General features: G+C 68.8%; 16 protein-coding genes. 8 read left to right on the top strand and 8 right to left on the bottom strand.

Going from position 1 to position 18,623, the window contains the following annotated elements; translation table 11 throughout:
• The first annotated feature begins 120 nt into the window (after positions 1-120).
• From VSO01S_RS17925 to VSO01S_RS17895, 7 genes are read left to right on the top strand one after another with little or no spacing between them, the layout of a single operon-like run.
• On the top strand, positions 121-1,317 hold the full coding sequence (locus VSO01S_RS17925) for an acetyl-CoA C-acyltransferase (RefSeq protein ID WP_068644176.1): 1,197 nt from the start codon (positions 121-123) through the stop codon (positions 1,315-1,317).
• Positions 1,318-1,343: 26 nt separating this feature from the next.
• Entirely contained in the window at positions 1,344-2,552 is a 1,209-nt protein-coding gene (locus VSO01S_RS17920) for an acyl-CoA dehydrogenase family protein (RefSeq protein ID WP_068644175.1), read from the top strand.
• 16 nt (positions 2,553-2,568) lie between these two features.
• Entirely contained in the window at positions 2,569-3,705 is a 1,137-nt protein-coding gene (locus tag VSO01S_RS17915; RefSeq protein ID WP_068644174.1) for an acyl-CoA dehydrogenase family protein, read from the top strand.
• Positions 3,702-4,898 (top strand): CaiB/BaiF CoA transferase family protein, encoded by a 1,197-nt coding sequence (locus VSO01S_RS17910; protein WP_068644173.1) that lies wholly within the window; start codon positions 3,702-3,704, stop codon positions 4,896-4,898. The genes VSO01S_RS17915 and VSO01S_RS17910 overlap by 4 nt, the downstream gene beginning before the upstream one ends.
• 42 nt (positions 4,899-4,940) lie before the next feature.
• Positions 4,941-5,939, top strand: coding sequence for a Bug family tripartite tricarboxylate transporter substrate binding protein (locus VSO01S_RS17905; protein WP_068644188.1), 999 nt, complete (start codon positions 4,941-4,943; stop codon positions 5,937-5,939).
• Positions 5,940-5,973: 34 nt separating this feature from the next.
• Positions 5,974-6,723, top strand: coding sequence for an electron transfer flavoprotein subunit beta/FixA family protein (locus VSO01S_RS17900; protein WP_068644172.1), 750 nt, complete (start codon positions 5,974-5,976; stop codon positions 6,721-6,723).
• 20 nt (positions 6,724-6,743) lie between these two features.
• The gene (locus VSO01S_RS17895) at positions 6,744-7,688 is read left to right on the top strand and encodes an electron transfer flavoprotein subunit alpha/FixB family protein (RefSeq protein ID WP_068644171.1); all 945 of its coding nucleotides are present in this window, start codon (positions 6,744-6,746) and stop codon (positions 7,686-7,688) included.
• A 61-nt stretch (positions 7,689-7,749) separates the two neighbouring features.
• Here the strand turns inward: VSO01S_RS17895 and VSO01S_RS17890 are convergent, their stop codons facing one another.
• From VSO01S_RS17890 to VSO01S_RS17860, 7 genes are all read right to left on the bottom strand, one after another.
• Complete coding sequence (locus VSO01S_RS17890; protein ID WP_068644170.1) at positions 7,750-8,664, bottom strand: hypothetical protein; 915 nt, start codon at positions 8,662-8,664, stop codon at positions 7,750-7,752.
• Positions 8,665-8,737: 73 nt separating this feature from the next.
• Complete coding sequence (locus VSO01S_RS17885) at positions 8,738-10,237, bottom strand: serine hydrolase domain-containing protein (RefSeq protein WP_245684245.1); 1,500 nt, start codon at positions 10,235-10,237, stop codon at positions 8,738-8,740.
• Positions 10,238-10,413: 176 nt separating this feature from the next.
• Positions 10,414-11,451 carry an acyl-CoA dehydrogenase family protein gene (locus VSO01S_RS17880; protein ID WP_068644168.1) on the bottom strand — a complete coding sequence of 346 codons (1,038 nt, stop codon included), beginning with the start codon at positions 11,449-11,451 and terminating at the stop codon, positions 10,414-10,416.
• 21 nt (positions 11,452-11,472) lie between these two features.
• The gene (locus VSO01S_RS17875; RefSeq protein ID WP_068644167.1) at positions 11,473-12,663 is read right to left on the bottom strand and encodes an acyl-CoA dehydrogenase family protein; all 1,191 of its coding nucleotides are present in this window, start codon (positions 12,661-12,663) and stop codon (positions 11,473-11,475) included.
• Between the two features lie 268 nt (positions 12,664-12,931).
• Positions 12,932-13,900, bottom strand: a complete 969-nt coding sequence (locus VSO01S_RS17870) for a tripartite tricarboxylate transporter substrate binding protein (RefSeq protein ID WP_068644187.1) — start codon at positions 13,898-13,900, stop codon at positions 12,932-12,934.
• 47 nt (positions 13,901-13,947) lie between these two features.
• Complete coding sequence (locus tag VSO01S_RS17865; RefSeq protein ID WP_245684244.1) at positions 13,948-16,071, bottom strand: acetate--CoA ligase family protein; 2,124 nt, start codon at positions 16,069-16,071, stop codon at positions 13,948-13,950.
• 14 nt (positions 16,072-16,085) lie between these two features.
• Entirely contained in the window at positions 16,086-16,898 is an 813-nt protein-coding gene (locus tag VSO01S_RS17860; protein WP_068644165.1) for an enoyl-CoA hydratase, read from the bottom strand.
• A 110-nt stretch (positions 16,899-17,008) separates the two neighbouring features.
• On the opposite strand from VSO01S_RS17860, the gene VSO01S_RS17855 reads away from it, so the two are divergent.
• A complete protein-coding gene (locus tag VSO01S_RS17855; RefSeq protein ID WP_068644164.1) occupies positions 17,009-17,767 on the top strand; it encodes an IclR family transcriptional regulator in 759 nt (252 codons plus the stop codon).
• A 53-nt stretch (positions 17,768-17,820) separates the two neighbouring features.
• Here VSO01S_RS17855 and VSO01S_RS17850 read toward each other — a convergent pair whose 3' ends face one another.
• Complete coding sequence (locus VSO01S_RS17850) at positions 17,821-18,498, bottom strand: response regulator transcription factor (RefSeq protein ID WP_068644163.1); 678 nt, start codon at positions 18,496-18,498, stop codon at positions 17,821-17,823.
• Between the last annotated feature and the right edge of the window lie 125 nt (positions 18,499-18,623).

The following is an 18,623-nucleotide window of genomic DNA, read 5'->3' as shown; positions in this document are numbered from 1 at the left end:
AGGCCGGGTGAGGGGCACGCGCGCCGCTGGGATTTGAGCGCAGCGCATGCCCCCATCCCTGCCTTCCCCCAGAGGGGGAAGGAGAAAGACCAACTCCACGTCCAACCCTAGGAGATCTCCATGCGCCAGGCCGTCATCGTTTCCACCGCCCGCACCCCGCTGACCAAGTCGCACCGCGGCGAGCTCAACATCACGCCCGGCCCCACGCTGGCCAGCTTCGCGGTGCGCGCCGCGGTGGAGCGTTCGGGCATCGACCCTGCCCTCATCGAAGACGCGGTGCTGGGCTGCGGCTACCCCGAAGGCACCACCGGCCGCAACATCGCGCGCCAGGCCATCATCCGCTCGGAGCTGCCGCTGTCCATCGCCGGCACCACCGTCAACCGCTTCTGCGCCTCGGGCCTGCAGGCCATCGCCATCGCGGCCGGCCGCATCGTGGTGGACGGCGCGCCGGCCATGATCGCGGGCGGCATCGAGAGCATCTCGGGCATCCGCACGCGCGAAGACGGCAACTCGGGCATGGACCCGTGGATCGTCGAGCACAAGCCGGCGCTCTACATGGAGATGATCGATACCGCCGACATCGTCGCGCAGCGCTACAGCATCAGCCGCGAGGCGCAGGACCGCTTCTCGGTGGAAAGCCAGCGCAAGACGGCCGAGGCACAAGAGGCCGGCCGCTACAAGGAAGAGATCATCTCCATCACCACCACCATGGCGGTGGCCAACAAGGAAACGGGCGAAGTGAGCAAGAAGCAGGTTACGGTCGACCACGACACCTGCAACCGCCCCGGCACCACCTACGAATCGCTGGCCAAGCTCGCGCCGGTGAAGGGCGCCGACAAGTTCATCACCGCGGGCAACGCCTCGCAACTCTCGGACGGCGCCAGCGCCTGCGTGCTGATGGAAGCCGCCGAGGCCGAGCGCCTGGGCCTCTCGCCGCTGGGCGCCTTCCGCGGCATGGCCGTGGCCGGCTGCGAGCCCGACGAGATGGGCATCGGCCCGGTGTTCGCCGTGCCCAAGCTGCTGCAGCGCTTCGGCCTGAAGGTGGAAGACATCGACCTGTGGGAGCTGAACGAGGCCTTCGCCTCGCAGTCCATCTACTGCCAGCAGACGCTGGGCATTCCCGATGAGCGCCTGAACGTGAACGGCGGCGCCATCTCCATCGGCCACCCCTTCGGCATGACGGGCGCGCGCCTGGCCGGCCACATCCTGCTGGAAGGCCGCCGCCGCAAGGCCGCGGGCCAGAAGGTGAAGTGGGGCGTGGTGACCATGTGCATCGCCGGCGGCATGGGCGCCGCCGGCCTCTTCGAAATCTTCTGACCGACAGACACACCAGGGAGCCAGCCATGGATCTTCAGTTCACCGCCGAAGAACAAGCCTTCCGCAGCGAGGTCCTTCAATTCCTGAAGGACAAGCTGCCCGAGCGCCTGTCGCACAAGGTCAGGAACGGCCTGCGCCTCACGCGTGCCGACATGGTCGAGTGGCACGCCATCCTCAACGAGCGAGGCTGGCTGGCCAACCACTGGCCCAAGCAGTACGGCGGCCCGGGCTGGGGCGCGGTGCAGAAGTTCATCTTCGAGAACGAGTGCGCGCTGGCCGGTGCGCCGCGCATCGTGCCCTTCGGCGTGAACATGCTGGGGCCGGTGCTCATCAAGTACGGCAACGAGGCGCAGAAGCAGTACTGGCTTCCGCGCATCCTGAACGGCGAGGACTGGTGGTGCCAGGGCTATTCGGAGCCGGGCTCGGGCTCGGACCTGGCATCGGTCAAGACCAGCGCGGTGCTGAAGTCGGATGAGAAGGGCGACCACTACATCGTCAACGGCCAGAAGACCTGGACCACGCTGGGCCACCACGCCAACATGATCTTCTGCCTGGTGCGCACCAACAAGGAGGCCAAGGCCCAGTCGGGCATCAGCTTCCTGCTGGTGGACATGAACTCGCCCGGCGTGGAGGTTCGGCCCATCATCACGCTGGACGGCGAGCACGAAGTGAACGAGGTGTTCTTCACCGACGTGCGCGTGCCGGCCAAGAACCTGGTGGGCGAGCAGGACAAGGGCTGGACCTATGCCAAGTACCTGCTGACCTACGAGCGCACCAACATCGCCGGCGTGGGCTTCTCGGTGGCGGCGCTGGAAAAACTCAAGCGCATTGCCGCCAAGGTGCAGCGCCATGGCAAGCCGCTGGCGCAGGACCCGATGTTCGCCGCGCGCCTGGCCAAGGTCGAGATCGACCTGGAGAACATGAAGACCACCAACCTGCGCGTGATCGCCGCCGTGGCCGGTGGCGGCGTGCCGGGCGCGGAAAGCTCCATGCTCAAGATCCGCGGCACCGAGATCCGGCAGGAAATCTCGTCGCTGGCGCGCCGCGCCATGGGCCCCTATGCGCAGCCCTTCATCGAGGCAGCGCTGCACGAAGGCTTTGGCGAAGAGCCCGTCGGCCCCGCGGAGGCGGCGCCGCTGGCCTCGCAGTACTTCAACAACCGCAAGCTGTCGATCTTCGGCGGCTCGAATGAAATCCAGAAGAACATCATCTCCAAGATGATCCTCGGCCTTTGACAGCAGGGAGCACGACATGAACTTCGAACACACCGAAGACCGCCGCATGCTGGCGGACTCGCTGGACCGCTTCATTGCCGAGCAGTACGGCTTTGCCGAGCGCGACCGCATCGCCAAGAGCGGCGAGGGCCTGAGCCTCGACCACTGGGCGCAGCTGGCCGAGATCGGCGCGCTGGGCGCGCTCTTCCCCGAAGACGTGGGTGGCTTCGGCGGCGCCGGCTTCGACGTGGCCGTGGTCTTCGAGAGCCTGGGCAAGGGCCTGGTGGTGGAGCCCTTCCTGGGCGCCCTCATCGTGGGGCGCGCCATCGCCAAGGCGGGCAGCGGCGCGCAGAAGGAGCGCATCGCATCGCTCATCGACGGCAGCACCATCGCCGCGCTGGCGCATGACGAACCCGGCTCGCACTACGAGCCGACGCTGGTGCGCACGCGCGCCGAGCGCTCGGGCGACGGCTGGGTGCTGAGCGGCGCCAAGGCCGTGGTGCAGCATGGCGAACAGGCCGGGCTGCTGCTGGTGTCGGCACGCACCGCCGGTGCGGAAGACGAAGCCGATGGCATTTCGCTCTTCCTCGTGCCGGGCGACGCGCAGGGCATCGCCCGGCGCGGCTACCAGAACATCGACGGCGGCCGCGCGGCGGAGCTGAAGCTGGACGGCGTGCGCGTCGGCGCCGACGCGCTGCTGGGCACCGAAGGCGCAGGCGCCGCCGTGCTGGAGCACGCCACCGGCTGGGGCCTGCTGGCGCTGGCTGCCGAATCGCTGGGTGCCATGGAAGTCGCCAAGCGGGACACGCTGGAATACCTGCGCACGCGCAAGCAGTTCGGCGTGCCCATCGGCAGCTTCCAGGCGCTGCAGCACCGCATGGCCGACCTGCTGCTCGAAGTGGAGCAGGCGCGCTCGGCCGTCATCAACGCGGCCGCCGCGGTCGACGGCGAAGACCGCATCGCCCGCGAGAAGGCGCTGTCGGCCGCCAAGTACAGCATCGGCCGCATCGGCACCCGCGTGGCGGAAGAGAGCATCCAGCTGCACGGCGGCATCGGCATGACCTGGGAGCTGCCGCTGTCGCACTACGCCAAGCGCCTGGTGATGATCGACCACCAGCTGGGCGACGAGGACCATCACCTGGCCCGCTACATCGAACTGGGAGCGCAGGCATGAGCCGTCTTCCACTGTCCGGCGTGCGCGTGCTGGACCTGTCGCGCGTGCTGGCCGGCCCCATGTGCGCGCAGGCGCTGGGCGACCTGGGCGCGGAGGTGATCAAGATCGAGCACCCCGGCCGCGGCGACGACACGCGCGACTGGGGCATTCGCGTGGGCTCGCGCAACACCTCGTACTTCAACGCCGCCAACCGCAACAAGCAGTCGGTGGGCCTGGACCTGCAGACGGCCGAGGGGCAGCGCATCGCGCGCGAACTGGCCGCCAAGAGCGACGTGGTCATCCAGAACTTCAAGTTCGGCGGCATCGCGAAGATGGGGCTGGACTACGAGTCGCTCAAGGCCATCAACCCGGGGCTGGTGTACTGCTCCATCACCGGCTACCGCACCGACGGCCCCGAGGCCGCGCGCCCCGGCTACGACCTGCTGGTGCAGGGCGAGGCGGGCCTGATGGCGCTCAACGGCGAGGAAGGGCAGGGCCCGCTCAAGTTCGGCGTGGCGGCGGTCGACATGTTCACCGGCATGTACTCGGCCCAGGCCATCCTGGCCGCGCTGTTCGACCGCCAGCGCACCGGCTGTGGCCGGCATGTGGAAATGGCGCTGTACGACTGCGGCCTGATGATCACCTGCTACTACGGCATGGAGGCGCTGCTGCTGGGCGGCGATCCGCCCAAGTACGGCAATGCGCATCCGTCCATCGTGCCCTACGGCGTGTTCGACGCGGCCGACGGCCCGCTGGTCATCACCGTGGGCAACAACGCGCAGTACCAGCGCTTCTGCACCGAGGTGATCGAGCGGCCCGACCTGGCTGCCGACGAGCGCTTTGCCACCAACATCGGCCGCTCGCAGAACCGGCACGATCTGCTGCCGCAATTGCGCGCCGAACTTGCCAAGCGACAGCGCGAACTGCTGCTGCAGCGCCTGCGTGCCGCCGGCATTCCCTGCGGCGAGGTGCTGGGCCTGCGCGAGGCCCTGCAGTCCGAGCGCAGCGTGCAGGCCGGCCTGGTGGCCGAATTGCCCAACCCCGAGACCGGCCGCATGCACGTGCTGGCACCGCCCTACCGCATCGATGGCGAGCGCATGCCCATCCGCAGCGCACCGCCCCTGCTGTCGCAGGACACGGACAAGGTGCTGGGCGAGGTGCTGGGCATGGACGCGCAGGCCATTGCATCGCTGCGGCAGCAGGGCGTGCTCTGAGGCCTTTCCTGAATTCCTGAATCCGAAATGGGAGACATCGACATGACGACATCCGCCAACATCACCCGACGACGCCTGGCCCTGGGCGCAGCCTTCGCCTCGCTCGCCGTGCTGGCCGCAGTGCCTGCAGCCGCGCAGGAGTGGCCGGCCAAGCCCATCAAGCTGATCGTGCCCTTCCCGCCGGGCGGGCCCACCGACACCGCCTCGCGCGTGGTCGGCCAGAAGCTGTCCGAGCGGCTCAAGCAGCCGGTGGTGGTGGAGAACCGCGCCGGCGCCTCCGGCACCATTGCCGCGCAGTTCGTCGCCAAGAGCGCGCCCGACGGCTACACGCTGATGATGCTGGCCACGCCCACGCTGCTGGCGCCGCACCTGTACAAGAGCGCCGGCTACGACGTGGTGAAGGACTTCGCGCCGGTGGCGAGCGTGTACGACCTGCCCATCGTGGTGGTGGTCAACCCCACCGTGCTGCCGGACGTGAAGACGCTGCCCGACCTGATCGCCAAGGCCAAGGCCGAGGGCGGCAAGCTCAACTACACCAGCTCGGGCCCGGGCAGCTTCGGCCACCTGACCATGGAGATGCTCAAGAGCCTGGGCAACTTCGACATGCAGCACATCGCCTACAAGGGCGGCACGCCCGCGGTGACCGACCTGCTGGGCGGCCAGGTGCCGGTGATGTATGCAGACCTGGTGGCCGCGCTGCCGCACATCCAGGCCGGCAAGCTGCGCGCCATTGCCGTGGGCTCGCCGCAGCGCATCGTGCAGCTGCCCGATGTGAAGACCATTGCGGAGCAGGGCTTCAAGGGCTTCGACGCCGTGTCGTGGGGCGGCCTGCTGGCGCCGGCCGGCACGCCCAAGCCGGTGGTGGACCGCGTGAGCGCCGAGATCAAGCAGATCCTGGCCGACAAGGACGTGCAGGACAAGCTGGTGAAGGCCGGTGCCGTGTCGGCCTATGGCGACCCGGCGCAGATGGCCACGCGCATCCGCACCGACTTCGACAAGTGGGGCAAGGTGATCCGCGACAAGCAGATCGTCGTCAACTGAGTTTCAAGCAAGAAAGCAATCGAGGAGTCCTGTCATGAAGGTATTGGTCGCCGTCAAGCGCGTGGTGGACGCGAACGTGAAGGTGCAGGTCAAGAGTGACGGCACGGGCGTGGACATCGCCAACGTCAAGATGAGCATGAACCCCTTCGACGAGATTGCCGTCGAAGAAGCGGTGCGCCTGAAGGAGAAGGGCGTGGTCACGGAAATCATCGCCGTCTCCTGCGGCGAGGCCAAGTGCCAGGAAACCCTGCGCACCGCCATGGCCATCGGCGCCGACCGCGGCATCCTGGTGGAGACCACCGAAGAGCTGCAGCCCCTGGCCGTGGCCAAGCTGCTCAAGGCGCTGGTGGACAAGGAACAGCCTCAGCTGGTGATCCTGGGCAAGCAGGCCATCGACGACGACGCCAACCAGACCGGCCAGATGCTCGCCGCGCTGGCCGACCTGCCGCAGGCCACCTTCGCCTCCAAGGTGGAGATCGCCGGTGACAAGGCCACGGTCACCCGCGAAGTGGACGGCGGCCTGGAGACCATTGCCCTGAGCCTGCCCGCAGTCATCACCACCGACCTGCGCCTGAACGAGCCGCGCTACGTGACGCTGCCCAACATCATGAAGGCCAAGAAGAAGCAGCTGGACACGGTGTCGCCGGCCGACCTGGGTGTGGACGTGGCGCCTCGCCTGAAGACGCTCAAGGTGAGCGAGCCCCCGAAGCGCGGTGCCGGCATCAAGGTGCCTGATGTGGCCACCCTGGTGGACAAGCTCAAGAACGAAGCCAAAGTGATCTAAGGAAGAGGGAGACCGAACAAATGACCGTCCTCGTCATTGCCGAACACGACCACGCCACCGTCAAGCCGGCGACGCTGAACACCGTCACCGCGGGCATCGCCTGCCAGTCGGGCGATGTGCACGTGCTGGTGGCTGGCGCGAACTCCCATGGGGCCGCCGAAGCCGCAGCAGCTGCCGCCAAGATCGCCGGCGTTGCCAAGGTGATCGCCGCCGACAGCGCGGCCCTCACCGACAACCTGGCCGAGAACGTCGCGGCGCAGGTGCTGGCCATTGCCTCCAACTACAGCCACATCCTGTTCCCGGCCACCGCCAACGGCAAGAACGTCGCTCCGCGCGTGGCGGCCAAGCTCGATGTCGCCCAGATCAGCGACATCACCAAGGTCGTCTCCCCCGACACCTTCGAGCGCCCGATCTACGCGGGCAACGCCATCGCCACGGTGCAAAGCGCCGATGCGACCAAGGTGATCACCGTGCGCACCACCGGCTTCGATGCAGCCGCGAAGGAAGGCGGCAGCGCCGCCATCGAGAACGCCCAAGGCGTGGCCGACAGCGGCAAGAGCAGCTTCGTGGGCCGTGAAGTGACCAAGAGCGCACGCCCCGAACTGACGGCGGCCAAGATCATCGTCTCCGGTGGCCGGGCCCTGGGCAGCGCCGAGAAGTTCCAGGAAGTGATGGCGCCGCTGGCGGACAAGCTGAACGCCGGCCTGGGCGCCAGCCGCGCCGCGGTGGATGCGGGCTACGCCCCCAACGACCTGCAGGTGGGCCAGACGGGCAAGATCGTGGCGCCGCAGCTGTACATCGCAGCCGGCATCTCGGGTGCGATTCAGCACCTGGCGGGCATGAAGGATTCGAAGGTGATCGTGGCGATCAACAAGGACCCGGAAGCGCCCATCTTCAGCGTGGCCGACTACGGCCTGGAAGCGGACCTGTTCACGGCGGTGCCGGAACTGGTCAAGGCGCTGTAATCGGCCCCGCAAGCGGCGGCAAGCCATTGCCGGCCGGGCGTGGCGCCCGCCCGCTCGTGCCCTAGGCGCCGAGAAATTCCTGCGGAATTTCGCCCGGCTTGTAGATCCTGTGCTGCGCCGCGCCGCTGAGCGGGTCGGCCACGACAATGAGCCGCCAGAGCTTCTCGCGCTTGGCGCTGCCGTTCTCGGCCGCCGTCAGCACGCGGCCGGGCGTGCCCACCGACGCGCCGCGTACGCACACCCGCAGCAGCGTGGCGCCCTTCTTGTCTTTCACTTCGACGTCGTAGCCCAGCTCTTGGCTGGACAGGTCTTCGGCCTGGTAGCCGTAGCTGGAGAAGTGCTTCAGCACATAGGCCTTGGCGGCCGCGTCGATGTCGGCATCGCTGCCGGTGACTGCGGTTGCCTGGCCGCCGGTGGCAGCGCCCGACGGCGACGTGGCATGCGAGCGCCGCGCCGCCTTGAGTTCGTCTGCCGAGGGCTCCCAGCCGCGGGGGCCGCGCACCAGCACCGCCACCTGGGTGTCGGGCAGCCAGGCGGCCACATGCCACTCCTCGTCGTCGCGCACCCGGGTCGAGATCTTGGCGTTCTTGTTCGACTCGGCCTCCTGGATGGCCATCCGGTTGGTCTGCAGCACCACGCGGAAGGGTTGTCCCGCGTCGAAGGCGCGCTTGAGCAGGGCCAGGCGGTATTCCGCGCGCTGGACCTGGCCGGCACTGCGCGCCTCGCCGCCGCCGCGGACCTCGGCATTGAGCGACTCCAGATAGAACCAGCGGCCGTTGGCGCCGACGCTCACGTACTCGCCCCACAGGGCGGCGATGACGCTGTCGCCCGAGGCCAGCCAGGCGTATTCGAAGGGTTTTTCGCGCGCGTCGAGCACGCCCATCTTCGAGATGATGTCGACCGGGCTGAGCCGCGGCCCGGACAGGCGCTTTTCCTCGATGACGGCCAGGACCTTGGGATCGACTTCGCTTTCCATTTTCTTGCGGGGCGGGGAGTTGTTGCGGGGATGCGAGTATTGTCGATCGGGCGCCGGCCAGGGGCGCCGTCGGCTATCGGGACGGCGGCACGGCTTGCAACAGGAGCGACAGCGCCTTGCGAACGCCCGCCGTCGACAGCGCCTCGCCCTTGTCATAGCCCAGGCGCACCACGACCAGGTCGTGCGAAGGAACGATGACCACCACCTGGCCGCCCGCGCCCAGCATGTAGTAGGCCGACGCCGGCACCGGCCATTGCCCCATGCCGTTGAGCCAGAAGAAACCGCCGTAGATGGAGCGCTTGTCCGCCGCCCATGCGGGTGCCACCGTGCTGACGAACTTGACGAAGCCTTCGGGCAGGATGCGCTCGCCGTTCCACACCCCGTCTTGCAGATAGAGGTTGCCAAGGCGCGCCCAGTCGCGTGCCGACATGAAGTCGTAGCCCTGCGTGAGGAAGTTGCCGTAGGGGTCGGTCTCGATGGTCATCGAGCGTATGCCGATCTTGTCGAACAGCTCGCGTTGCGGAAACGACAGGTAGCTGCCGCCGCGCTGCTCCACCGCGAGGCGGATCAGGTAGTTGACCAGGACCGGATCGGTGTTGCGGTAGCGCCCCACCGTGCCGGGCGGCCACTGCTGCGGCCGCGTGGCCGCATAGTTGAAGGCATTGATGCGCCCCGTGTAGTAGTAGATGTGGTCGGGGTAGGTGCCATTGGGGTCGAAGTCGGGATCGTCGGGTGCCTTGATGCGCAGCCCGCTGGACATCTGCAGCAGGTCCGCGATGCGGATCTCCTTGCGCTTGTCGCCGGCGCCTTGCCATTCGGGAATGGGCGCGGGCTGGTCGAGCGTGTAGACGCCCTGCCGGACCAGCACCCCCATGAGCGTGGCCGTGACGCTCTTTCCCATCGACCAGGACTGCAGCGGCGTGGCGGGCGTGACGCCGGGCATGTAGCGCTCGCCGACGATGCGGCCCTTGTGGGTCACGACGAAGGCCGTCGTGTAGGCCTGCGGCTGCTCGAAGGCCGCGGCAACAGCCTGGTCGACCAACGCAGCGTCAAAACCGACGCCTGGATCGGCCGGCAGGACGTCGCCCATCGGCCAGGCTTGCGTGGCAGGATCGGGCAGGGTGCTCGTCACGGCCTGCGGCGTGAAGAACACGTCCGTCGCGCCCGGTGCCAGCGTGACGCAGCCTTGCGAACCCAGGTAGCGTGCGGTCAGGGTCTTGCCGTTGGCCATGCCGATACGCACTTCGGCCTTGGCCCGGTCCACCACCGGCGTGCCGACCTGGCTGCGCTGCGCATAAGGTCCGGTGAAGTACCCGGTGAACTCGGCAGCCGCCTCGGGGCTCATGCCGGTGATGAAGACGTTGGAGCACACCGTCTTGGCATAGCCGGCCGTGTTGTGCTCCAGCACATCCCCGGGCGGAGGGACGTACGGCGTATCGAGCTCCAGGCTGCGGGCACGCGCAATGAGCGCCTCGCGTGCGGGCAGCTGCGCGGTGACCGGGCCGGCAGAAGAACCGCCGCCTCCACCTCCGCCCCCACCCCCACATGAAACCAACGCCGACAAAGCAAGCATGCACGCCATCCCGGCGAGTGCGATGCGGGCCGAACTCCTCATGAACTTCTCCTCACCGGTTTGTTTGCGGCGCAGAGTCTTCCATGAGATCAAGACATTCCGTCAACACGAGAGCCTAGGGTTTGCCCCTGCTGGGCCCGGATGCGGTGATCCGGCGCCCCCTTCACGGCTTGGCATCAGCCCGCCAACGCCAGCGCCTCCACTCGCGCAATCGCGCCCGACGCACCGCCCAGCCGCGTGCCCAGCCGCTGCGCGCGCTTGAGGTACAGGTGCGCATCGTGTTCCCAGGTGAAGCCCATGCCGCCGTGCACCTGGATGGCGCTGCGGGTGGAGCGCAGTGCACCCTCGATGGCCGTGTACTCGGCCGCGGCGCAGGCAAAGCACGCGTCGGGCAGGGCGCCGTCCAGCGCGGCGCTTGCGTAGAGAACCGCCAGCCGCGCGTTGTCCACGCCCATCCACGCATCGGCCAGCTGGTGCTTGATGGCCTGGTAGCTGCCGATGGGCTTGCCGAACTGCACGCGCTCCCTGGCATAGGCACAGGCCAGGTCCAAGGCGGCCTGCGCCACGCCGACCAGCTCGGCCGCGAGCATGAGGCGGTGCGCGGCGCGTGCCTTCTCTCGCGCTTGCGGGCCGATGTCCAGCGCGTGCCATGCCAGCGCTGCGGCTGGTGCAGCCGGTGCCTGCAGCACCGTCGGGTCCAGCGACTCGGTGTCGGCAGGCAGCGCTTCGGCGCCGCACAGCGCGATCTGCAGCGGCACGCTTGCGTTGTGCCAGCCCCGTACGGCGACGATGTCGCTGCACTGCTGCGCGTGGTCCCAGCGGGCATCGCCTTCGGCCACGCAGTGCAGGGCGCGTTCGCCTGCCATGGCTGCGTCGACGGCGTCGCGCAGCACGGCGGCCGCCGCACCAGTGGCAGCCGCAAGCCACAGCGGCAGCAGCACGGCGCTGCCGCCCCAGGGCAGGTTCAGCAATTGCCGGCCCGCTTCTTCCGCGATCAGGCTGGCCTCGACCACGCCGAGTCCCAGGCCGTCGTGGGACTCGGGCACCAGCAGGGACATCCAGCCCATCTGCGCCATCTCGCGCCACAGCCGCTGCTGCGCTGGATCGCGCCAGGGCAGGGCGCGGCGCGCGCGGCTGGGCGGATGGTGGTCGGCGAAGAACCGGCGTGCCGATTCCTGCAGCATGCGCTGCTCTTCGTTCAATGCGAAATCCATGGGAGGGAGAGCGATAACGGATCAGTTCTTGGGCAGGCCCAGCATCTGCTCGGCCAGGATGTTGCGCTGCACTTCGGAGGTGCCGGCCAGGATGGTCTCGGCGCGCGTCCACAGGTAGTCGCGCATCCAGCCGGCGGCCTGGGGGTCGGCGCCGCCCGGCGCGGGGCCGGCCAGGGCGCGCTCGCCCATCATCTCGACGGCCATGTTCATCAGCTTCTGGTGCGACTCGCTCCAGTGCAGCTTGGTGGACGAGCCCTCCGGCCCGGGCGGGCCGCCACGCATCGCATGGGTGAGGGCGCGCCAGCTCTTGAGCTTGAGCACGTGGCTGTCCACCGCCAGCCGGGCGATGTCCCGCCGCGTGTGCGGATCCTGCAGTGCGCTGCCGCCCTCGGCATGCGGCGTCTCGGCCGCCAGGCGCTTGAGCGCTTCGATCTCCTGCGCAAAGCGCACCTGCCGGGGGATGAAGTAGGTGCCTCGCTCGAAACTGGCGGCCGCCATGGCCAGGCGCCAGCCGCCGTTCTCCTCGCCCACCAGCGCATCGAGCGGCACGCGCACGTCCTCGAAGAACACCTCGTTGAAGTCGGCCTCGCCCGTGATCTGGCGGATGGGGGCCACGCGCACGCCGGGGCTCTTCATGTCCACCAGCAGGAAGCTGATGCCCTTGTGGCGCTGCGCGGCCGGGTCGGTGCGGGCGAGCACGAAGCAGTAGTCGGCGATGTGCGCGAACGAGGTCCAGATCTTGTGGCCGTTCAGCACATAGTGGTCGCCGCGCCGCTCGGCGCGCGTGGCGAGCGACGCCAGGTCGGAGCCGGCGCCGGGCTCCGAATAGCCCTGGCACCAGATCTCGCGGTTGCTCAGGATGCCGGGCAGGTAGCGCTGCTTCTGGGCCTCGCTGGCAAAGTGGATCAGCGTGGGCGCGAGGATGCCGTGCCCGATGATGTTCACGCCCAGCGGCGCACCGATGCGGGCCTGCTCTTCATGGAAGATGGCCTGGCGCGTGAGCGGCCAGGCCTTGCCGCCGTACGCCTGCGGCCAGCCCAGGCCCGACCAGCCGGCCTGGCAGACATGGTCTTCCCAGGCGCGGCGCCAGCCCAGCTCGTTGGGGTCGGGCCTGGTGGGCCATTGGGCCTTGAAGCGGGGAAAGTGCGTCTCGAACCAGTCGCGCACGGTGGCGCGAAAGTCTTCGTCCTCACGGGAATAGCCCACGTTCATACAGTCGAAATCCTCGGGTCGAATCGATGCGTCATTTCAGTTATCCATTTCGCGTTCGCGGCACCCGCGACGCATGAAACCGGCGCGCTCCGATGCCAGGGCACCCGCGGAACCGGCTTTGCCGGGCCGCCGGGTGCGCCCCTCGAGGGGCTGAGCGCTGCGGCTCCAAGGCTGCCTGCGCAGCCTTGGACAGCGCGAAGGGCAAGGCCTCCGGCCGCAGCGCGTGGTCGAGCGACACGAAGTGCGCGAGGGACGGGGTGGTTTCACTTCAGTCGGCCTTGGCGCCGGAGTCCTTGACCACCTTGGCCCACTTGACGATGTCCTTCTTCAGGAACTCGCCGAACTCCTTGGGGCTGTTGCCGATGATGTCCAGGCCCAGCGAGCGGAACTTGTCCTGCACCTCGGGTTCCTTGAGCACTTCCATCAGCTCTGCGTGCAGCTTGTTGACGACAGGCGCAGGCGTGCCGGCCGGCGCCACGAAGCCCAGCCAGGGCATGGCCTCGTAGCCCGGCAGGCCGGACTCGGCCACGGTGGGCACATCGGGCAGCAGCCTGGAGCGCTGCGCCGTGGTCACCGCCAGCAGGCGCACCTTGCCGTCCTTGATGAAGGGGCCCGACGAGGCATAGGCGTCGAACATCACCTGCAGGTTGCCGCCCACCAGGTCCATCAGCGCCGGCGCGCTGCCCTTGTACGGCACGTGCTGCATCTTCACGCCGGCCATGGTGTTGAACAGCTCCGACTCCAGGTGGGTGGACGTGCCCGCGCCCACCGAGCCGTAGTTGGCCTTGCCCGGGTTCGCCTTGATCCAGGCGATCAGCTCCGCCACGTTCTTCGCCGGAATGCTCGGATGCACTTCCAGCACGTGCACCACCGAAGCCACCAGCGAGATGGGCGTGAAGTCCTTGATGGGGTCGTAGTTGACCTTGCTGTAGAGGGCAGGCGCAATGCCCAGCGACGAGGCCGCCAGCAGCAGCGTGTGGCCGTCCGGCACGGCCTTGGCCACGTGGTCGGACGCGATCATGGTGCCGGCGCCGGGCTTGTTCTCGACGATGACGGGCTGGCCCAGGCGCTTGCCCATGCGCTCGGCCAGGGTGCGCGCCATGATGTCGGTGGCGCCGCCGGGCGAGAAGGGCACGACGATGGTCACCGGCTTGGCGGGATAGGTGTCGGCATGCGCCGTGGCGCACAGCAGCGCGGCCGCGGCCACCATGGCACTGGCCATGAGCTTCTTGAACAACATGCTTTGTCTCCTTCTTTCTATCTTCGGGTGGGGTGTTCGATTCTTCAGTGCGCCGGCTTCCCGGCGGGGCGGGCGGGCAGCAGCAGCGCGTCGAGCATGCACACGCCCTGGCCGGCTTCCTTGACGAGCAGGGGGTTCACCTCGACCTCGTCGACCTGCTCCTGCAGCGCCAGCACGGCGCGCGAGAAGGCGGCAATGGCCTGGGCGGCGCCCTCGACGTCGCCGCACGGGCGGCCGCGGTAGCCGTCCAGCAGCGGATAGGCCTTGAGCTCGCGCAGCATCTCGCCGGCCATGGCCTCGTCCACCGGCAGCACGCGGTGGCTCACGTCCTTGTACAACTCGGTCAGTACGCCGCCCAGGCCCACGGTGAGCGTCATGCCGAACACCGGGTCGCGCGTAGCGCCCATGATGAGCTCGGCCACGCCCGATTCCATCTTGCCGACCAGCACGCCCTCGATGCGGGCGGCAGGGTCGTAGCGGCGCGCGTTCGCCAGGATCTCGCCGAAGGCGGCGCGCACCGCATCCGCATCCGCCAGGCGCAGCTTCACGCCGCCGGCTTCCGTCTTGTGGGCAATGTCGGCCGACAGCACCTTCAGCACCACCGGAAAGCCCAGGGCCTGTGCGGCGTCGACGGCTTCGTCCGCGCTCGTGGCCACGCGCTCGGCCACCGCGGGCACGCCGTGCTGCGCCAGCAGCAGCTTGGTGCGGTATTCGTCGGCTGGCACGGGCGGCAGCGATGCGCGCTGCACCGCCACCGTCTCGCGCAGCGACAGCCACCGGTTGTGGCGGCGCCGCTCCTGCCACAAGAGGAAGGGCGAGAGCGCCGAGACCGCCACGCCGATGTCCTCGAACACCGGCACGCCGCCGGTGCGCAACTGCTCGCGAGTCTTGGCCGCCCCAGTGTCGATGGCCACGAACAGCCGCGAATGCGCTGCCGCCACGGCGCACAGGTCGTCGGCCATGCGGTCGAGCATGTAGCCCGGCGCGTAGACCACCACCGCGTCGATCGCGTCGCTGAGCGCCAGCGCCTCCATGGCCTTGCGCACGAAGCCGGGGTCGTTCACCACGTTGCCGGTCACGTCGACGGGGTTGGACACCATGCCGTAGTCGGGGATGCCGGCGCGCAGCGTGTCCTGCAGCGCCTGCGGCAGCGTGGGCACGTCCAGCCCCGCGCCGATGAACTTGTCGGCCAGGATGGCCCCCAGCGCGCCCGAGATGGTGATGATGGCCACGCGCTTGCCGGCGCTGCGCTGGCGAAAGCCCGCCAGGTGCGCGAGCTGGCCCATCTGCACGAAGTCGTTGCTCTGGATGATGTCGAGCTGGCGGAACGCGGCCTGGTAGATGGCCTGGTCGCCCGCCAGCGCGGAGGTGTGCGAGCGCACTGCTTCCGAGCCCTTCTCGGTCTCGCCGGCCTTGTAGGCGATGAGCAGCTTGCCCCGGCGCGCGAACTCGGCAGCGGCACACATGAAGCGCGGCCCGTCGCGCAGTTCTTCGATGTAGCCGATGCACACCTCGGTGCCCTCGTCCTGCGCCAGGTAGTCGAGGTACTGCGCAAAGTCCACGCAGGCTTCGTTGCCGGTGTTGATGAAGTGGCTGAAGTCCACGCCCAGCCGGCGCGCAATGGCGTACACCGCCGCGCACACGTTGCCGCTCTGGGTCAGCAGGCTCACGCTGCCGCGGCCCGCCTGCATGGGCGAGGTGTTGAACACCGACGCGAAGCTGGTGTGCACCTGGCTGTTGAGATTGGCAAAGCCCATCAGGTTGGGGCCGGCCACCACCATGTCGGTGGTGGCGACGAAGGCCTCCAGCGCATCCTGCAGCGCGGTGCCTTCGGCGCCGGCCTCGGCAAAGCCGGCCGCATAGACGATGACCGCGCGCACGCCCTTGGCATGGCAGCGGCGCAGCATCGGCTCCACCTCGGCGGCGGCAATGGCCAGCACCACCAAGTCGGGCGCCTCGGGCAGCGATTCGATGTCGGGCCAGCAGCGCAGCGCAAACACTTCGGGGTACTTCGGGTTCACGGGGTAGATGCGCCCCTGGTAGCCGAACTTGGTGAGATGCGCGATGGGCATGCCGCCGATGCGCGCCGGGTTGCTGCTGGCGCCCACGATGGCGATGGAGCGCGGGTTGAGCAGCGGCTCCAGGCGGTGCGCGCTGGGTGTTGTCAAGGAAGGGGCAAGCATCAGGCGGCCTTCTCCGTCTTCACGTTGGTGTTCTTCTGGATGGCCGAGGCCAGGCCCCGGTCGCGCGCCGTGAGAAAGCCTTCGCTCAGGTGCGAGAGCTGGTGTGTGTCGAAGTGCGCCTGCAGCGCGGTGCGCAGGCCCTGCGCGTCGAGGCTGCGGTTGATGGAGCGCTTGATGAGCCGCAGGCCGAAAGGCGGCGCCTTGGCGATCTGCTGCGCCATGGCCAGCGCCGCGTCGGGCAGCTCTTCGTCGGCCACCACGCGGTTGACCATGCCGATGGCCTGTGCTTCGCGCGCATCGATCTTGCCGCCGGTGAACAGCATCTCCTTGGCCTTGCGCGCGCCCATCACCCAGGGGTGGATCAGCACTTCGGTGGCGGCCGCGCCCAGCGTGTGGCCCACCGGATCGGAGAAGAAGGCCGATTCGCCCGCGACCACCAGGTCGCACATGTTGGCGATCATGAAGCCGCCCGCCACGCAGGCGCCCTGCACCTGCGCGATGGTGGGCTTGGGAAAGTCCCAGATGCGCAGCGAGTAGTCGAAGTAGCGCAGCTCTTCATAAGCCCAGCGCTCCTCCACCGTGAAGTTGGCGCGCTCGGCCTGCGCCTGCTTGAGGTCGTGCCCGGCCGAGAAGTGCGCGCCCCGGCCGCCCAGCACCACCACGCGGACGGCGTCGTCGCGCTGCGCGTCGTCCAGCGCCGCCATCAGCTCGTCGAGCATCTGCTGGCTCTGCGCGTTGCGCTGTTCGGGGCGCGCCAGCAGGATGCGGCGCACCGGACCGTGGTCTTCGATGGCAAGGGTGTCGTAGGGCATGGGTGGGGTGTCTCCGGATTGGGTGGCGCCGGTATCGGCACGGGTCGCCAAGCCAGTCTAGACTCGGGCTTTCCTGCATCACAAACACGGAAAGCATTTTTTCCCACAATATGGACAAACCTCCGGAGACCGCCGGCGCCCAGAGCCTGCGCCGCTCGCTTCAGCTGCTGCGCCTGCTGGCCGAGCGCCATGAAGACGGCATCAAGCTCACCGAAGTGATGGAGGTCTCGGGCCTCGAGCGCTCCACCGCGCACCGCCTGCTCTCGTGCCTGGCGGAAGAGCGCTTTGCCGAGCGCGACCCGGCCACCAAGGCCTACCGCCTCGGCGTGGACGCCATGCAGCTGGGCTTTGCGTCGATGCGCCGCGTGCCGCTGGTCGATTCATGCCGGCCGCTGATGCAGAAGCTGGCGCGCATGTCGGGCGACACCGTGTTCCTCGTCATCCGCCAGGGCGACTACTGCCTGTGCCTGCACCGCGAGGAAGGGCACTTTCCGGTGAAGGTGTTCACCACCGACGTGGGCGGGCGCCGGCTGCTGGGCCTGGGCGCGGGCGGGCTGGCGCTGATGGCGGCGCTGTCGGACGCTGAGATCGAACGCATCCACGAGCGCCATGTGGACGAATACGCGCAGGCCGGCTTCACCCGCGAACGCCTGCGCCAGGCCGTGCGGCGCACCCGCGCCGCGGGGCATGCCGACATCGTGGACACGCTCACGGTGGGCGTGTCGGGCGTGGGCTGCACCTTTGCCGCGTCGGCCAGCACGCTGGCGGCCATCAGCTTCGGCGCCATCAGCCCGCGGCTGCCGCCGGCGCGCAAGAAGGAGCTGGCGCGGCTGTTGATGGCGGAGATTGCGCGGGATGCGGGCGCCTGAGCGGCGCGGCCGGGGCGCCAGGGCTCGAGGGTTTCCGGTTGTGCTGCCTTCTGCTACTTGACCAGCCCGCGGCGCGCCGCCTCGAGCGCGGCCTCGGCGCGCGAGGACACGTCGAGCTTGCGGTAGATGTGCTTCACATGCTCGGCGATGGTGTGGCGCGAGAGCCCCAGCTGCTGCGCGATCTCGGGCAGCGTGTAGCCCTTGGCCACGCGCTGCAGCACCACGGTTTCCTGCTCGGTCAGGCGCACTTTCTCTTCTTCTTCCACCGCGGGCTGCTGTGCAGACGGGAGCGGCGGCGCCAGTGCGGCGGCGTTCTGGCCGAAGAAGGCCAGCACGCGGCGGGCGATGGGCGGCGACAGGGGCGGCTCGCCGCTGGCCATGCGCAGCAGCTGCGCCTCCAGCGCCTCGCGCGGCTGGTCTTTCAACAGATAGCCGAAGGCGCCGGCCTGCAGCGCCGGGAACAGGTGCTCGTCGTCGTCGTAGATGGTCACCACCACCGCCAGGCACTGCGGCTGCTGGCGATGCAGCGTGCGCACCACGTCGATGCCGCTGCCGTCGGGCAGCCCGAGGTCGACCAGGGCCACGTCGAACGCGCCGCTGCCGGCCTGGGCCAAGGCTTCGTCGACGCGCCCCACGGCGGTCACCTCGATGCCCGGGAACACTGCCTGCGCGATGTCGGCCAGCCAGTCCCGCACCTCGGCGAGGTCTTCGACGACAAGCGCTTGCTTCATGATGACAACTCCTAGGTGGCGTGGGACGACAGGGGAATGCGCACGACCAGCAGCGTGCCGGTGCCGCCGCCCGGCGGCGCGGCGAAGCGGTGCTGGCCGCCGAGGTGGCGCACGCGCCGCTCGAT

Source organism: Variovorax soli NBRC 106424, from assembly GCF_001591385.1.
GTDB classification, from domain to species: Bacteria; Pseudomonadota; Gammaproteobacteria; order Burkholderiales; family Burkholderiaceae_C; genus Variovorax; species Variovorax soli.
The sequence above is the reverse complement of the archived record's forward strand: the minus strand, read 5'-3'. Positions and strand labels throughout refer to the sequence as shown.

Coding starts and splice junctions, on each gene's coding strand:
- VSO01S_RS17925 (WP_068644176.1), top strand. CDS start 121: ATGCGCCAGGCCGTCATCGTTTCCACCGCCCGCACCCCGCTGACCAAG.
- VSO01S_RS17920 (WP_068644175.1), top strand. CDS start 1,344: ATGGATCTTCAGTTCACCGCCGAAGAACAAGCCTTCCGCAGCGAGGTC.
- VSO01S_RS17915 (WP_068644174.1), top strand. CDS start 2,569: ATGAACTTCGAACACACCGAAGACCGCCGCATGCTGGCGGACTCGCTG.
- VSO01S_RS17910 (WP_068644173.1), top strand. CDS start 3,702: ATGAGCCGTCTTCCACTGTCCGGCGTGCGCGTGCTGGACCTGTCGCGC.
- VSO01S_RS17905 (WP_068644188.1), top strand. CDS start 4,941: ATGACGACATCCGCCAACATCACCCGACGACGCCTGGCCCTGGGCGCA.
- VSO01S_RS17900 (WP_068644172.1), top strand. CDS start 5,974: ATGAAGGTATTGGTCGCCGTCAAGCGCGTGGTGGACGCGAACGTGAAG.
- VSO01S_RS17895 (WP_068644171.1), top strand. CDS start 6,744: ATGACCGTCCTCGTCATTGCCGAACACGACCACGCCACCGTCAAGCCG.
- VSO01S_RS17890 (WP_068644170.1), bottom strand. CDS start 8,664: ATGGAAAGCGAAGTCGATCCCAAGGTCCTGGCCGTCATCGAGGAAAAG.
- VSO01S_RS17885 (WP_245684245.1), bottom strand. CDS start 10,237: ATGCTTGCTTTGTCGGCGTTGGTTTCATGTGGGGGTGGGGGCGGAGGT.
- VSO01S_RS17880 (WP_068644168.1), bottom strand. CDS start 11,451: ATGGATTTCGCATTGAACGAAGAGCAGCGCATGCTGCAGGAATCGGCA.
- VSO01S_RS17875 (WP_068644167.1), bottom strand. CDS start 12,663: ATGAACGTGGGCTATTCCCGTGAGGACGAAGACTTTCGCGCCACCGTG.
- VSO01S_RS17860 (WP_068644165.1), bottom strand. CDS start 16,898: ATGCCCTACGACACCCTTGCCATCGAAGACCACGGTCCGGTGCGCCGC.
- VSO01S_RS17855 (WP_068644164.1), top strand. CDS start 17,009: ATGGACAAACCTCCGGAGACCGCCGGCGCCCAGAGCCTGCGCCGCTCG.
- VSO01S_RS17850 (WP_068644163.1), bottom strand. CDS start 18,498: ATGAAGCAAGCGCTTGTCGTCGAAGACCTCGCCGAGGTGCGGGACTGG.